The 14,325-nt window shown below is 64.6% G+C and carries 13 protein-coding genes, 2 tRNA genes and 2 pseudogenes; 8 read left to right on the plus strand and 9 right to left on the minus strand.

The window, feature by feature from the left end; translation table 11 throughout:
* Nucleotides 1–144 precede the first annotated feature (144 nt).
* A tRNA-Leu gene (locus C6Y53_RS08895) sits at nt 145–231 on the plus strand.
* 104 nt (nt 232–335) lie between these two features.
* On the opposite strand, the pseudogene C6Y53_RS08900 reads toward C6Y53_RS08895, so the two are convergent.
* The 5 genes and pseudogenes from C6Y53_RS08900 to C6Y53_RS08930 all read right to left on the minus strand — a co-directional run.
* Nucleotides 336–512, minus strand: a pseudogene (locus C6Y53_RS08900) (transposase); the annotation flags it as partial.
* A gap of 410 nt (nt 513–922) precedes the next feature.
* The gene (locus C6Y53_RS08910) at nt 923–1,147 is read right to left on the minus strand and encodes a hypothetical protein (protein ID WP_149615503.1); all 225 of its coding nucleotides are present in this window, start codon (nt 1,145–1,147) and stop codon (nt 923–925) included.
* Nucleotides 1,148–1,447: 300 nt separating this feature from the next.
* Complete coding sequence (locus tag C6Y53_RS08915) at nt 1,448–1,870, minus strand: hypothetical protein (protein WP_211299547.1); 423 nt, start codon at nt 1,868–1,870, stop codon at nt 1,448–1,450.
* Nucleotides 1,863–2,351 (minus strand): annotated as a pseudogene (locus tag C6Y53_RS21215) (transposase); the annotation flags it as partial. The gene C6Y53_RS08915 and the pseudogene C6Y53_RS21215, both read right to left, overlap by 8 nt.
* A gap of 155 nt (nt 2,352–2,506) precedes the next feature.
* Nucleotides 2,507–2,583 (minus strand) — tRNA-Arg (locus C6Y53_RS08930).
* A 127-nt stretch (nt 2,584–2,710) separates the two neighbouring features.
* On the opposite strand from C6Y53_RS08930, the gene C6Y53_RS08935 reads away from it, so the two are divergent.
* Together C6Y53_RS08935 and C6Y53_RS08940 are read left to right on the plus strand one after the other, a co-directional pair.
* Nucleotides 2,711–3,736, plus strand: a complete 1,026-nt coding sequence (locus C6Y53_RS08935) for a LacI family DNA-binding transcriptional regulator (protein WP_106472114.1) — start codon at nt 2,711–2,713, stop codon at nt 3,734–3,736.
* Entirely contained in the window at nt 3,733–4,962 is a 1,230-nt protein-coding gene (locus tag C6Y53_RS08940; RefSeq protein ID WP_106472115.1) for a winged helix-turn-helix domain-containing protein, read from the plus strand. Before C6Y53_RS08935 ends, C6Y53_RS08940 begins: the two co-directional genes overlap by 4 nt.
* Here C6Y53_RS08940 and C6Y53_RS08945 read toward each other — a convergent pair.
* From C6Y53_RS08945 to C6Y53_RS08960, 4 genes are all read right to left on the minus strand, one after another.
* Nucleotides 4,937–6,436, minus strand: a complete 1,500-nt coding sequence (locus C6Y53_RS08945) for a TRAP transporter large permease (RefSeq protein ID WP_106472116.1) — start codon at nt 6,434–6,436, stop codon at nt 4,937–4,939. The two genes, C6Y53_RS08940 and C6Y53_RS08945, sit on opposite strands and share 26 nt — an antisense overlap.
* Entirely contained in the window at nt 6,433–7,017 is a 585-nt protein-coding gene (locus C6Y53_RS08950) for a TRAP transporter small permease (RefSeq protein ID WP_106472117.1), read from the minus strand. The genes C6Y53_RS08945 and C6Y53_RS08950 overlap by 4 nt, the downstream gene beginning before the upstream one ends.
* 68 nt (nt 7,018–7,085) lie before the next feature.
* Complete coding sequence (locus C6Y53_RS08955) at nt 7,086–8,132, minus strand: TRAP transporter substrate-binding protein (RefSeq protein ID WP_106472118.1); 1,047 nt, start codon at nt 8,130–8,132, stop codon at nt 7,086–7,088.
* Nucleotides 8,133–8,242: 110 nt separating this feature from the next.
* The gene (locus C6Y53_RS08960; RefSeq protein ID WP_106472119.1) at nt 8,243–8,938 is read right to left on the minus strand and encodes a fumarylacetoacetate hydrolase family protein; all 696 of its coding nucleotides are present in this window, start codon (nt 8,936–8,938) and stop codon (nt 8,243–8,245) included.
* 309 nt (nt 8,939–9,247) lie between these two features.
* Here C6Y53_RS08960 and C6Y53_RS08965 point away from each other — a divergent pair, with 309 nt between their 5' ends.
* From C6Y53_RS08965 to C6Y53_RS08985, 5 genes are all read left to right on the plus strand, one after another.
* Entirely contained in the window at nt 9,248–10,741 is a 1,494-nt protein-coding gene (locus C6Y53_RS08965; RefSeq protein ID WP_106472120.1) for an ABC transporter substrate-binding protein, read from the plus strand.
* Between the two features lie 66 nt (nt 10,742–10,807).
* On the plus strand, nt 10,808–11,755 hold the full coding sequence (locus tag C6Y53_RS08970; RefSeq protein ID WP_106472121.1) for an ABC transporter permease: 948 nt from the start codon (nt 10,808–10,810) through the stop codon (nt 11,753–11,755).
* Complete coding sequence (locus C6Y53_RS08975; protein ID WP_106472122.1) at nt 11,752–12,576, plus strand: ABC transporter permease; 825 nt, start codon at nt 11,752–11,754, stop codon at nt 12,574–12,576. The genes C6Y53_RS08970 and C6Y53_RS08975 overlap by 4 nt, the downstream gene beginning before the upstream one ends.
* Nucleotides 12,573–13,532, plus strand: a complete 960-nt coding sequence (locus C6Y53_RS08980) for an ABC transporter ATP-binding protein (protein WP_106472123.1) — start codon at nt 12,573–12,575, stop codon at nt 13,530–13,532. Before C6Y53_RS08975 ends, C6Y53_RS08980 begins: the two co-directional genes overlap by 4 nt.
* Nucleotides 13,529–14,308 (plus strand): ATP-binding cassette domain-containing protein, encoded by a 780-nt coding sequence (locus C6Y53_RS08985; RefSeq protein ID WP_106472124.1) that lies wholly within the window; start codon nt 13,529–13,531, stop codon nt 14,306–14,308. Before C6Y53_RS08980 ends, C6Y53_RS08985 begins: the two co-directional genes overlap by 4 nt.
* Nucleotides 14,309–14,325 lie beyond the last annotated feature (17 nt).

The following is a 14,325-nucleotide window of genomic DNA, read 5'->3' on the forward strand; positions in this document are numbered from 1 at the left end:
AAGGCGCAAAACGCCGCGATACCGCCGATGCCCGCCACGCCGGGACCGGCGGGGAATGCAGCGAAATCCGGGCGCGGAAAAATTGTGGCAGAATCCGTTTGACACCCTGCGCGGCTGGGCTTAAACGCACGGCTCACGACACCTGCCCAGGTGGCGGAATTGGTAGACGCGCTGGCTTCAGGTGCCAGTGTCCTTAAGGACGTGGAGGTTCGAGTCCTCTCCTGGGCACCAATCAGACAAGTTAACCATCTGATATCATTGGATTAATTTTGGATTGGTGGACTCGATAGGTCCACATTTAGGTCCACAATGCCAATGACAAGACCCCTCGTGATCAAGCATCTTGACCTGCTCCCCTCAGCGACCTCCATGCCCCCATACTTCCGGCGCCAGTTGTAAAAGGTCGCATCGCTGATCCCATGCTTGCGGCAGAGGTCCGGCGCGATCATGCCCGCCTGGTGCTCCTTCAGGATGCCAATAATCTGCGCTTCGCTGAAACGGCTTCTCTTCATCGTCTGTCTCCTTCATTGGAGAACAGGCTAACCTCAAATCGAGGACTTTTCAGGGGAGCAGGTCAATCTCAAAAAAGACAGCAACGGAAAGTTCAAGTACAGGCGACGAGTACCGGAGCGGCTTCAGGAAGTACTTGGCAAAACGGAGTTTTCGAAAGTTCTTGGTCGAACCGAGAGTGAAGCGATTCGAAACTATGGCCCCTATCACGAACACGTCGAGCGGATACTGCAATCTCCAATTGAGGCAAGCAGCACCTCCGAACTAGTCGCCGCCAAAGTCAGCATACAAGAACAACTCCTAGATCAAGGAATGGACCCGTATTCTTCGGGCCTGTCGACAAACGAGCGCTTGGCCCGACAAGAAGCGGCAGATGCGATTCTAGGCAGGTATGGGCTGTTTGCTGGTTTCATTATTCCTCAACATGGTAACCTTCTGAAAAATCAAAGTAGACAGACCCAATTGGCCGACCTGTGTTGTCGCTAACATCATGGTGGCCATCGTCAAAGCCATCTTGCTCCAGTCGATCTGCAATTCGGCGTAAAGCGGCTGCAGTCCAGCTTGCGACAGTCTTTTGACTCGGCCCAGAAACGTTCAGCTCAACATCGCATTGAATATATTGTGTCAATTCACTCATCATCGTCTCCCAAGTACTAAGTGATTGAAGTTCAGATATGTACATTGCTTGCGGCACGCAACGCCTGCTTTTGTGTTGCTGTGGCGCATCGCCTGTGATGGAGGTCAACGACGGTTCTGGACCGCAAGCAGAGGATGGTCAGATCACTCACGGCTGAAGAAGTTGGCAGCCTGTCGTGCGGCTGTCGGTGGCCTCTTACGCTTCCTGGTAATGCCTAAGTACTTCCCAAAGTATCCATGTGGGATAGCTTCGTGCCGAGAGGATTATCTCCCCTATAGAGGGTGCCTACCTTGCTAAGCCTCAGAAATCGTAGGGGTCCTCTACATCAAGGATACTGTCGTCCATCGTCATTGTCGGGGCGTATCCGAACCGTTCACGGTAGACACGTTGCAACTCGAAGGCGGCCAACTCGTAATCCCTCCGCCGAACGATGAGGCTGTCGTGAACGGGAAGTGAAGGTACAGAATACTCTTCGTTCAAGGTCTTCATTGCGATCCGGAAACACTCTGCTTCTTCGAACTGAAGATTAGCCCAATCGAGTTCGTCCGGTTCGAGGCAATACAGGATCGGGTGTTTTGAGGCGATCTGCTTGATCACAGCTTTCAGCGTGAAGCGGTCCCGTGGGTGGTAGCCATGCTTCAAGATGAATCTGTCGTTGAAGGACCGTGGCCAACGTGTCGGGAACGTCCCTCTGCCGATGGTCGCAACAATGATCGCCGCCATCCGCAAACATATGGCGTAGTCTCGGAGCGTCGCGGCGGAGTCTTGCGATGACCAGAGGCGCACCATCCCGATCCTGGATATTGGCGGTGTGGACCTCGCATGCGATCAGGTTGCCGCAGGTATCCGTGATGATGTGGCGCTTGCGTCCCTTGATCCGCCTCCCAGCGTCATAGCCGGACAATGAGGTGTTTTCCGAGGTTTTCACGCTCTGGCTGTCGATCACGCCGGCTGTTGGCTGCACATCGCGTCCTGCCGCGAGGCGCGCGCAGGTCTCGACCAAGATGCCTTCCTTCAAGAAGTCTCGGATCGTCCGCTTGACTGTAGTCTCGCCCAGCTCCGTGTGTCGCTGGATCGTCCCCTTCGAACACCAGATGCCCGAGCCATCATCCGACGCCTTGTCTGCCAGAAACATGATGATCTGCTTGCGCGTCGCACTCCCGAACTTCCGTTCGGCACACACATTCGCCACCCGCCAACTCATCGGACGGCCCCAAAAGCTCCACGGACGTGCGAATTTTGTACAGGTTTTGTACGAGAATTCGGTCGTTTTCGGAGAAATCGGCGGAAATCGAAACGGGCGTTTCTGCAAGCTTCTGCAGAACCCGTTGCAAATAAGCCATATTTTTCAGGCAGTTTTGGCGACCCCGGCAGGATTCGAACCTGCAACCTGCCCCTTAGGAGGGGGCTGCTCTATCCAGTTGAGCCACGGGGCCGCGCAGGGCTGTCTTAGCCCGCTCTCCTGGGATTGTCATCGCCGAATGAGCGGAGTTGATCGCAATTGCGCGTTCGCGGTAACATCGGGTCATTGCAGAACTACTATCCCCGCAGGAAAGGAACGCCGTGACGCTCGAGCCCAAACGCCCGCTGACCCTGCGCGATGTTTCGGACGCATCCGGCGTGTCCGAAATGACGGTCAGCCGTGTGCTGCGCAATCGCGGTGACGTGTCCGACCGGACCCGCGCCAAGGTGCTCGCCGCCGCCAAGGAACTGGGCTATGTGCCCAACAAGATCGCCGGCGCGCTGGCGTCGAACCGGGTGAACCTGGTGGCCGTCATCATCCCGTCGCTGTCGAACATGGTGTTTCCCGAGGTTCTGACCGGCATCAACTCGGTGCTCGAGGAAACCGACCTGCAACCCGTGGTCGGCGTCACCGATTACCTGCCGGAAAAAGAGGAAAAGGTGCTCTACGAGATGCTGTCCTGGCGGCCGTCCGGGGTCATCATCGCGGGTCTCGAACATTCCGACGCGGCGCGGGCCATGTTGCGGGCGGCCAGCATCCCGGTGGTCGAAATCATGGATACGGACGGGCGCCCGGTCGATGCCATGGTCGGAATCTCCCATCGTCGCGCCGGGCGCGAGATGGCGCAGGCGATCCTGAAAGCCGGTTATCGCCACATCGGGTTCATGGGCACCAAGATGCCGCTGGATCATCGGGCGCGCAAACGCTTCGAGGGCTTTACCGAGGTGCTGGGCAAGAACGGTGTCGAGATCGAGGATCGCGATTTCTATTCCGGCGGTTCGGCGCTGGCCAAGGGGCGCGAGATGACACAGGCCATGCTCGAACGCTCGCCGGATCTGGATTTTCTCTATTATTCCAACGATATGATCGGGGCGGGTGGGCTGCTCTACCTGATCGACAAGGGGATCGACGTGCCGGGACAGATCGGGCTGGCCGGGTTCAACGGCGTCGAGCTGTTGCAGGGCCTGCCCCGCCAGCTCGCCACCATGGATGCGTGCCGGGCCGAGATCGGGCGCAAGGCCGCCGAGATCATTATCGCCAGCCTGGACGAAACCGCGGACCCGGTCGAGCGGCAGTTGACCCTGTCGCCGACCATCTCCTATGGCGATACGCTGAAACGCTGGTGAGCCACGTTCAGCTGGACAACCCGGCCGCGCGGCGGCTGTTCCTGCACCGGCACGCGCTGGCGGAACCGCCGGCCGGGCCGGGCCGGGGCGACGACCTGGCGGCACTGATCCACCGGCTCGGATTCGTTCAGCTCGACAGCATCAACACCGTGGGCCGCGCCCATGACATGATCCTGCGCGCGCGGCGACCGGCCTTTCGGCCCGCGCATCTCGGCCGGCTCTACGAACGCGACCGGGCGCTGTTCGAACACTGGACCCACGACGCGGCGATGATACCGATCGCGTTCTATCCGCAGTGGCGGCTGCGCTTTGCCCGTGATGCCGAAATGCTCAAGGCCCGCTGGCGCAACTGGCGGCGCGACGGGTTCGAGGACCGGTTCGCCGCGGTCCTGGCCCATATCCGCGATCACGGGCCGGTGTCGTCTTCGGAGGTGGGCACCGATGAAAAGAAAGGCAGCGGCGGCTGGTGGGACTGGCACCCGTCCAAGACCGCGCTGGAATATCTGTGGCGATCGGGCGCGCTGGCCGTGGTCGGGCGCAGCGGTTTCCAGAAACGCTATGATCTCAGCGAACGGGTGATCGACAGCGCGATGCTGACCGGCCCCGGCCCCGAGCCGCAAGAGTGTGTCAACTGGCTCTGCGGCGCGGCGCTCGACCGGCTGGGGTTCGCCACGCCCGGCGAAATCGCCGCGTTCTGGGATACCGCGACCCCGGCCGAGGCGCGCGACTGGTGCCACCGGCAACTGGCCAAAGACGCCCTGATCGACGCCCGGATCGCCTGCGCGGACGGTAGGGTGCGGCGCGTATTCGCCCGGCCCGACATCGCCGATCAGGCAACCGCCGCGCCCGAACCAACCGGGCGGCTGCGCGTGTTGTCACCCTTCGATCCCGCCCTGCGCGACCGGGCCCGGGCGGAGCGGTTGTTCGGCTTTCATTATCGGATCGAGGTGTTCGTCCCGGCGGCAAAGCGAAAATACGGCTATTATGTGTTCCCGCTGCTCGAAGGCGACCGGCTGGTCGGCCGTATCGACATGAAGGCCCGGCGCGACGGGGCGCGGTTGCAGGTGCGGGCGCTCTGGCCCGAACCGGGCATCCGGTGGGGCCGGGGCCGCGCCGCCCGGCTCGAGGCGGAACTGGACCGGGTCGCCCGCTTTGCCGGGCTGGAAACGGTAGGGTTCGACGATGGCTGGCTGCGCGATCCTATCCCGGCAGCAGGAACAGGGTGATCGCCGGGAACATCACCAGGATGATCACCCGCACGATGTCGGAGCCGACAAAGAACATCACCGCCTTGTAGGTGTCAGCCATCCGCGTGCTGCGATCCATCGCATTGATGATGAACAGGTTCATCCCGACCGGCGGGGTGATCAACCCGACCTCGACCACGATCAGCACCAGAATACCGAACCAGATCGCCACATGCTCGGCCTCGATCCGGTTCGCCATGCCTTCGGTCACGCGGATGCCCAACGCCTGCATCTGGTCGCGGGTCAGTTCGGCGCCCGCCGCGATGGCGGTTCGGATCTCGTCCAGCATCCCGGCGCCCAGCTCCTCGGGCACGCCCGCCTTGAGCACCTCCATCGCCGCGTCGGCCTGCATCGCCGGCAGCGAGATCAGGTTGAAATCCATCGCCGAGATCACCGGAAAGAAGATCGGCACTGTCAGCAGGATCATCGACAGGCTGTCCATCAGGCAGCCGAACACGAGGTAAAAGACCAGGATCAGCGCCAGCACCACCCAGGGCGAATAGCCCTGGCTGACCACCAGGTTCGACAGTTCCTGCGGCACCTGCGTCAGCGCGAGGAACCCGTTGTAGAACCCCGCCCCCAGCACGATGAAGAAGATCATCGCCGTCGATCGCGCGGTGACCATGAAACTGTCCGCCAGCGTCGCCCGGTTCAGCCCGCCATTGACAAAGGCGATCAGCCCGGTGCCGAAGGCGCCGACCGCCGCGCCCTCGGTCGGGGTGAACCACCCCAGGTAGATGCCGCCCACGACCAGCGCGAATACCAGCAGCACCGGCCAGACCCGGACCAGCGCGGCAAAGCGTTCAGAATAGGGAACCGGCGGCCGGGTGCCGGCGCTTTCGGGATAGAGCCGGACATAGACCGAGATCGCGATGACATAGCCCACCGCGGCCAGGATGCCGGGGACAAAGGCGGCGAGGAACAGTTTCGCGATATTCTGTTCGGTCAGGATCGCGTAGATCACCAGCACCACCGAGGGCGGGATCAGGATGCCCAGCGTTCCGCCCGCCGCCAGCGTCGCGGTCGAGAACCCTCCGTCATAGCCATAGCGTTTCAGTTCGGGCAGCGCGACACGCCCCATCGTGGCGGCGGTCGCCAGCGACGATCCGCAGATCGCGCCGAACCCCGCGCAGGCCCCGATTGCCGCCATCGCGACGCCGCCGCGCCGGTGGCCAAGCCAGCCTTCGGCCGCGCGGAACAGCGCGTTGGACATGCCGCCCAGCGTGGCAAAATGGCCCATCAGCAGGAACATCGGGACAATGGTCAGTGAATAGCTGGAAAAGGTGCTGTAGGTTTCGTTCTTCAGCCGCGACAGCGCCACGTTGTTGTCGCCGGTGACGAGGTAGAGCCCGACGAAACCGACCAGGAACATCGCCAGCCCGATCGGCACGCGCAGGAAGATCAGCACCATCAGCGCGGGAAACGACCCGATACCGATTTCCAGCGCGGTCATGTGCCGGTCTCCACGCCGTCATGGATCAGGACGCGCCCGGTCAGGCTCTCGTAGCAGCGCACCACGGCCATGTAGACCGCGACGACCGCCGCGACCACCGCGCCCGCGAGACTGGCCGCGTAGGCCCACCAGATCGGAAACTGCAGCAGGAACGTGGTTTCGCCATAGCCTTTCTTGGACATCATGCCTTCGAACAGCCGCTCGGCGATCAGCACCAGCACCACCGCAAAGACCACTTCCGTCGCCGCGCGCAGGAACCGGCTCAGCCATGACGGGAAATGGTTGGCGACGATATCGACCGCCGCATGGCCCGACGTGATCTGGCACAGCGGCAGAAAGGCAAAGATGGCAAAGGCCACGCCGGCCTCGACCAGTTCGAAATCGCCGTTCACCGGACCGACGCCCAGCCCCAGGACCCAGGCCGAGAAGCCGGGCGCGATGCTCTCCATCCAGTCGCCGTGAAACAGGCCGTTCAGCAACCGGCCCGTGATCGAAATGCAGGTCAGCAGGATCAGCAGGCTGAGCACGGCTCCTCCTGCTATGGCCATGAACCTGGCCAGCGCCAACATCAGCCTGTGCATCCGTCCCCCGCCGTCAGATACGGACGGGGCCGCGGCGCGGCGGCCACGGCCCCCCGATCCGGTCCCGATTACTCGGTGTACTTGTCGATCAACATCCGGGCTTCGTCGATCAGGGCCTGACCGTCGATGCCCTTGGCATCCATCTCGGCGATCCATTCGTCATAGATTGGCTGCGCCAGTTCGCGCCACTCGGCGGTGCCCGCCTCGTCGATGGTGATGATGTTGTTGCCCATGTCCAGCGCCGTTTCGCGCGCGGGACCGTCCGCATCGGCCTGGGTTCCGCCGGCAAAGACCGAGAATTCGAGCCCCGAATTGTCGTCGATCACCTTTTTCAGATCGTCCGGCAGGCTTTCATACTTGTCCTTGTTCATCGCCAGCACGAATGTCAGCACATAGAGCGCGCGGCCGGTGAACTCGGTGTGGTTCTGCACCAGTTCCGGGATCTTCAGCGCCGGCGTCACCTCCCACGGGATGGTGGTGCCGTCGATCACGCCCTTGGACAGGCCTTCGGGCACCGCCGGAACCGGCATCCCGACCGGGGTCGCGCCCAGTTTTTCCAGCAGCGTGTTCACCGACCGGCCGCCGCCGCGGATCTTCATGCCCTGCAGGTCCGACGGTTTTTCGACCGGGTCCTTGGTGTGGAACATGCCCGGACCGTGCACCCAGGTCCCCAGGATATGCACGTCCTTGAAATCGGTGTCCTTCCAGTGCTCCTCGAACATCTCCCAATAGGCGCGGCTGACGGCGCGGGCGTTCGTCATCATGAACGGCAGTTCGAACACCTCGGTGCCCGGGAAACGCCCCGGCGTATAGCCGACCACCGTCCAGATCACGTCGGCGACACCATCGACGACCTGGTCCATCAGTTCGGGCGGCTTGCCGCCGAGCTGCATCGACGGATAGCGCTCCACCTTGATGCGCCCGCCGCTGTCCTGTTCGACATTGTCGGCCCAGACATCCAGAACCTGTTTCGGCACGTTGGCCTGTGCGGGCAGGAACTGGTGCAGCTTCAGCGTCACCTCCTGCGCCAGCGCCGCCGGTGCGGTCAGCCCGGTGGCCAGCGCCGCCAGCGCGGCCGCCCCCACAAAGCCAAGCAGCTTTCTGCGATCTGTCATGTTTCTCCTCCCTGGGGTTGGCCATGTCTTTTTCGCATGACCGTTGATTATTGGCCCCGGCAGACTGCAACCGAAGGCGTGTTCAAGGCAAGGGGCGAATTTTCATCGCCTCATTCGGGATCGGCCAGCGTCAGCGCCACCGGATCCAGCCCGTCGATGCCGCCGGAGATGATGTCGCCGGGGTTCACCGGACCGACGCCGGCCGGCGTACCGGTCATGATCAGGTCGCCGGGGCGCAGATGATAATAGCCCGACAGGTGGCTGACGATCTCGGGCGCCGACCAGACCATGTCGTCCAGCGTGGCATCCTGCCGGACTTCGCCGTTCACCGACAGATGGATCCGCCGCCCGCCCAGCGGGCCGAGATCCTCTGCCCGGGTCAGCGGCGCGAACACCGCCGAGTTTTCCACGTCCTTGCCTAGGCTCCACGGCCTGCGTTTCTCCTTGGCCGCGCCCTGCAGGTCGCGCCGGGTCATGTCGAGGCCGCAGCCATAGGCATAGATGGCCGCCGCGGCGGTTTCGATATCGGCCCGGAACGCCGGCTGCCCGATCGCCATCACCAGTTCCATTTCGTGGTGATAGTCCCGCGTTCCCGGCGGAAAGGGCACCACCGCACCGGACAGCACCGCCGAGGCGGGCGATTTGGTGAAATAGAACGGCGCCTCGCGATCGACTTCGTTGCCCATTTCGGCGGCATGGGCGGCATAGTTGCGCCCGACGCAGAAAATGCGCCCGATGGGATAGGCGGATGCACCCTTCAGGGGTATGGCGGGGATTTCAGGCAGATCGAACAGGGTTCCGGTCATCGCGCGTCCTCTTGCTGATGCGCGATCCATGGCACAGCCCACCGCGCCACGCCAGCCTGCGCCGCCCCGTCACGCCACGCCAGACGGACCGGGTCAGGCGATATCCATCCGTATACATCTGTGCCGCGCCCAACTGCATGGCCCGGCTCCTCCTGCGTCCTGTTCAGACCCGTAGCCAAAGCACAACCCGGCCCCTTGCCGGAGAATTGCCGGCAACGATCGGGATTGCATGAAGGAAAATCTGCACCTCATCATAAAACCGCTACACTGAAGGTTCAGAACTGCGCCGAATCGCACGGAGTAACACTTATGTTTTCACGATCTCTTTCCCTGACACACCTCGCCGGCAGTGCCGCGCTGGTTGCGTTCCTGGCGGTCCCCGCGGCCGCGGAAACCAGCGTGTCGCTCGGGCTCCAGCAGGAACCGACCACGCTGGACCCAACCAGCGATGCCACTGCCGCCATCGACGGGATCGTGACGCATAACGTTCTGGAATCGCTGACAACCGTAAACGAAGCGGGCGAGGTTCTGCCCGATCTCGCCGAAAGCTGGGAAATCTCGGACGACGGGCTGACCTACACGTTCAGGCTGGTTCAGGGCGTGACCTATCACGATGGCACCGGTTTCGACGCCGAGGATGTGAAATTCTCGTTCGACCGGGCCATGGCCGAGGACAGCGTGAACCCCACCAAGAGCATCTTCAAACCGATCGCATCGGTCATGGTCATCGACCCGCATACGGTCGAGATCAAGCTGTCGGACAAGGACGCGTTCTTCCTGTTCAACCTGTCTCGCGGGGATGCGTCGATCGTCGCGCCCGAAAGCGTCGAGGCGAACAAGACCGCGCCCGTGGGCACCGGCCCGTTCAGGTTTGACAGCTGGACCCGGGGCGACCGGCTGACCCTGGTCAAGAACCCCGATTACCGGGCCGCCGACAGCGTCGCGATGGACAAGGTGGTGTTCCGTTTCATCTCGGACCCGGCGGCGGCCAGCGCCGCGCTGCTGGCGGGTGAGCTGGATGCCTTTCCGGGCTTTCCCGCCCCCGAGATGCTGCCCCAGTTCGAGGCCGATCCCCGTTTCGCGGTGACCGTCGGCAGCACCGAGGGCGAGGTGATCCTGGCGATGAACAACGCCAAGGCCCCGTTCGACAATATCGAGGTGCGCCGCGCCGTGAACCTCGCCATCGACCGCGCCGCGATCATCGACGGCGCCATGTATGGCCGCGCCACCCCCATCGGCAGCTTCTACCCGCCGCACGGTCCGGCTTATGTCGACCTGCTGGACAAGTATCCGCACGACCCGGCCAAGGCCCGCGAGATGTTCGAGGCAGCCGGCGTGGCCGGAACCACCATGACCCTGCGGGTGCCGCCATTTCCCTATGCCACCCGGTCCGCCGAGATCATCCAGGCACAGCTGGCCGAGGCCGGTATCGACGCCAAGGTGGAAAATGTCGAATGGGGATTCTGGATCGACGAGATCTACAAGAAACAGAATTACGACATGACCATCATCGCGCATACAAGCCCCAACGACATGGGCAACTTCGCGCGCGGCAAATCGTATTTCTACGGCTTCGAGGATCCGGAGTTCACCGCGCTCTGGGATGCGATCAGCACCGAAACCGACCCCGACAAGCGCAATGCGCTGCTGAAACAGGGCCAGGAGTTCCTGACCGATGCCGCCGTGCACGGGTTCCTGTTCCAGCTGCCCGCGCTGGGGGTCTATGACGCCAGGCTGCAGGGCTACTGGACATCGGCGCCAGTTCTCTACGAACCGCTGGCCGATCTCAGCTGGGCCGAGTGATGCACTAATGACCACCGGTGGCGGGCGGGGCTTTGCGCGCCCGCCCCGGACGTGCATTCTGATGACATGAGCTATTTCCTCGCCCGGCGGCTGGGCGGTTTCCTTCTGACGCTGCTGGCGGTGTCGGTGATCGTGTTCGCGGTGATGAACGTGCTGCCGGGCGATCCGGCGCTGACCATCCTGGGCATCGAATCGACCGAGGATGCCCGCGCCGCCCTGCGCGAACGCCTGGGGCTGGATGCGCCGCTGGCGCAGCGATATCTCGACTGGGTCGCCGGTGCGCTGCGCGGCGATTTCGGGCAGAGCTATTCCTTTGGCGTGCCGGTGTCGGAGCTGATTTCCGAACGGCTGCCGCTGACCCTGTCGCTGGCCGCGTCGGGCATGGCGCTGACGGTACTGCTGGCGCTGACCCTGGGCATCGCGGCGGCGTCCCGTCACGGGCGGGTGGGCGACTGGGCTATCATGCTGTTTTCGCAGCTCGGCATCGCGATCCCCGCCTTCTGGCTGTCGATGCTGCTGGTGCTGCTGTTCGCGGTCAAACTGCGCTGGCTGCCGCCGGGCGGGTTTCCCGGCTGGGGCGAACCCGCCGCCGCGCTAAAATCGCTGGTGCTGCCCACGGTGGCGCTGGCGCTGGTCCAGTCGGCGGTCCTGGCGCGGGTCACGCGGTCCTCGGCGCTCGAGGTGATGCGGCTCGATTTCGTGCGCACGGCACGGGCCAGCGGGCTGAGCCGGCGCCGGATCCTGTGGCGGCACGTCCTGCCCAACGCGCTGATCCCCGTGGTCACCATCGTCGGGCTGCAATTCGCCGGGCTGGTCACCGGCACCATCGTGATCGAGAACGTGTTCTACCTGCCCGGCCTCGGGCGGCTGCTGTTCCAGTCCATCGCCAACCGCGACCTGATCACGGTCCAGGCGCTGGTGATGCTGTTTGCCACCATCGTCGTGGCAGCGAATTTCCTGGTCGACCTGGCCTATCTCGCCATCGACCCCCGGTTGCGGAGCCAGAAGGCATGAGCCGCCCGCCCGCCAACATCCTGATCGGTGGCGTTCTGGTCGCCCTCGTGCTGGGCGCGGCCGCAGTCGGCATGGTCTGGACGCCCTATCCCCATGCGGCCATCGACGTGACCGCGAAATTCGCGGCGCCCGGCGCCGGGCACTGGCTGGGCACCGACCATCTGGGCCGGGATCTGCTGTCACAGCTCATGGCCGCGGCGGGCAATTCGATGTCCGTGGCGGTGCTGGCCGTGGGCATCGGCTGTTCCTGCGGCACCGCGCTGGGGCTGCTGGCGGCGGCGCGCGGCAGCTGGACCGAAGAGGCGATCATGCGGGTCTGCGATCTCGGTTTTGCCTTTCCGGCGCTGCTGTTCGCGATCATGCTGGCCGCCGCGTTCGGCCCGTCGCTGCCCAACGTGGTCGCGGCCATCGCGTTCATCAACATTCCGACCTTTGCGCGGGTGTCGCGCGCCGCCGCCAACCAGGTCTGGCGGCGGGAATACGTCTTTGCCGCCCGCGCCGCCGGAATGGGAAGCCTGACCATCACCCGCGACCACATCCTGCCCAACATCGCGGCGCCCGTGATCGTGCAGGCGACGATCGAATTCGCTGTGGCGATCCTCGTCGAGGCGGCGCTGTCCTATCTCGGTCTCGGCGCGCAGCCGCCCAGCCCGTCCTGGGGGCGGATGCTGGCCGAGGCACAGACGCTGATGTATATCGCGCCGCAACTGGCGGTCTGGCCGGGGCTGTGCATCGTCGCCGCCGTGCTGGGGTTCGGGCTGCTCGGTGACGGCCTGCGCGACATCACCGACCCGCGCCTGGGCAGGGGGCGGCGGGCATGATCGAGGTCGAGAACCTGTCGGTGCGCTGGCTCGGCGCCGAGGCGATCCGCGACGCGTCGCTGTCCATCGCCGCCGGCGAGCGGCTGGGCGTGGTGGGCGAAAGCGGATCGGGCAAGACCCTGCTGGCCCTGACCCTGATGGGCATGGCCCCCGAGGGCATGGACGTGTCCGGCACGATCCGCGTCGATGGCCACGACATGGCCGCGGCAGGCGACGCGGCGTGGCGCCGGTTGCGCGCGCGCCGGGTGGCGATGATCTTCCAGGAACCCATGGCCGCGCTGAACCCGCTGCGCACCGTGGGCGACACCGTGGCCGAACCCATGCGGCTGCATGACGGCGCAAGCAGGGCGCAGGCCCGGCGGCGGGTGCTGGACCTGTTCGAGGAAACCGGGATCCCCGATCCCGAACGCCGCCTGTCGCAATATCCGCACGAGCTTTCGGGAGGCCAGCGCCAGCGGGTGCTGATCGCGCTGGCGCTGGCCTGCGATCCCGGCCTGCTGATCGCCGATGAACCCACCACCGCGCTCGATGCCCATGTGGCGCTGCGGATCACCGAATTGCTGGTGCGGCTGGCGCGGGACCGGAACATGGCGCTGATGTTCATCAGCCACGACCTCGCGGCGGTCAGCCGCACCACCGAGCGGTTGCTGGTGATGTATTGCGGCGACATCGTCGAGCGCGGGCCGACCGCGCGGGTTCTGCGCGACCCGTCGCATCCCTATACGCAGGGGCTGACCGCCGCGCGGCCGGCGCTGGCGGCGGCGGGCGGACGGCGGCGGCTGGCGACGATCCGCGGCTCGGTTCCCGCGCTGGGCGACATGGGCAAGGGCTGCCGGTTCGCCGGGCGCTGCGCGCAGGAACTGGCGGTTTGCGGCGAAACCCGGCCGACCAGCGCCGATACCGGCCCCGGAGCCAGCGCCGCCTGCCACCTGCTGACGCAGAGGGCAACGACATGACCGCGCCCCTGCTGCAGATCGAACACGCCACCCGCCGCTATGCGCTGCCGCGCCGGTCGTTGTTCCGGCCCGCGCCCGAACTGGTGGCCGTGAACGACCTGTCCCTGACCCTGAACCCCGGCGAGACGCTGGGCATCGTCGGCGAAAGCGGGTCGGGAAAATCCACGCTGGCGCGGATGGTGATGGGGTTCGAACGCCCCGATGCCGGGCGCGTGCTGTTCAGGGGCCAGGACATCAACGCGCTGGATGCCGCTGGCCTGCGGGCGCTGCGACAGCAATTCCAGATGGTGTTCCAGGATCCGTTCGGGTCGCTCGACCCGCGCCGGGCGGTGGGCTGGTCGATTGCCGAGCCGCTGCGGGCACGCGGCCAGCACGACACCGGCGCGGCCGTCGCCGAGGCGCTGCAACAGGTGGGTCTGCACGCCGATCACGCGAACCGGTTCCCGCACGAGTTTTCGGGCGGCCAGCGCCAGCGCATCGCGATTGCCCGCGCGATCATCACCCGCCCCGCGCTGGTGGTCGCGGACGAGGCGGTATCGGCGCTCGACGTGTCGGTTCAGGCGCAGATCCTCAACCTGCTGATGGATCTTCAGGATGACCTCGGGCTGGCGATGCTGTTCATCAGCCATGACCTCGCGGTGGTGGCCAGCATCTGCACCAGCGTGATGGTGATGCGCGGCGGAACGGTGATCGAACACGGTCCGACGGAACAGGTCCTGGACCGGCCCGCGCAGGAGTATACCCGCACCTTGCTGGACGCGGCGCGGGTCGGTTAGGCCGAAATCCGGGATGC

The sequence above is a fragment of the Pukyongiella litopenaei genome, from assembly GCF_003008555.2.
Classification (GTDB): Bacteria; Pseudomonadota; Alphaproteobacteria; order Rhodobacterales; family Rhodobacteraceae; genus Pukyongiella; species Pukyongiella litopenaei.

What these genes read in the sequence shown, in the direction of transcription:
- C6Y53_RS08910 (WP_149615503.1), bottom strand. Translation starts at nt 1,147, where the DNA reads ATGAGTGAATTGACACAATATATTCAATGCGATGTTGAGCTGAACGTT.
- C6Y53_RS08915 (WP_211299547.1), bottom strand. Translation starts at nt 1,870, where the DNA reads ATGGCGGCGATCATTGTTGCGACCATCGGCAGAGGGACGTTCCCGACA.
- C6Y53_RS08945 (WP_106472116.1), bottom strand. Translation starts at nt 6,436, where the DNA reads ATGACCGCGCTGGAAATCGGTATCGGGTCGTTTCCCGCGCTGATGGTG.
- C6Y53_RS08950 (WP_106472117.1), bottom strand. Translation starts at nt 7,017, where the DNA reads ATGCACAGGCTGATGTTGGCGCTGGCCAGGTTCATGGCCATAGCAGGA.
- C6Y53_RS08955 (WP_106472118.1), bottom strand. Translation starts at nt 8,132, where the DNA reads ATGACAGATCGCAGAAAGCTGCTTGGCTTTGTGGGGGCGGCCGCGCTG.
- C6Y53_RS08960 (WP_106472119.1), bottom strand. Translation starts at nt 8,938, where the DNA reads ATGACCGGAACCCTGTTCGATCTGCCTGAAATCCCCGCCATACCCCTG.
- C6Y53_RS08965 (WP_106472120.1), top strand. Translation starts at nt 9,248, where the DNA reads ATGTTTTCACGATCTCTTTCCCTGACACACCTCGCCGGCAGTGCCGCG.
- C6Y53_RS08970 (WP_106472121.1), top strand. Translation starts at nt 10,808, where the DNA reads ATGAGCTATTTCCTCGCCCGGCGGCTGGGCGGTTTCCTTCTGACGCTG.
- C6Y53_RS08975 (WP_106472122.1), top strand. Translation starts at nt 11,752, where the DNA reads ATGAGCCGCCCGCCCGCCAACATCCTGATCGGTGGCGTTCTGGTCGCC.
- C6Y53_RS08980 (WP_106472123.1), top strand. Translation starts at nt 12,573, where the DNA reads ATGATCGAGGTCGAGAACCTGTCGGTGCGCTGGCTCGGCGCCGAGGCG.
- C6Y53_RS08985 (WP_106472124.1), top strand. Translation starts at nt 13,529, where the DNA reads ATGACCGCGCCCCTGCTGCAGATCGAACACGCCACCCGCCGCTATGCG.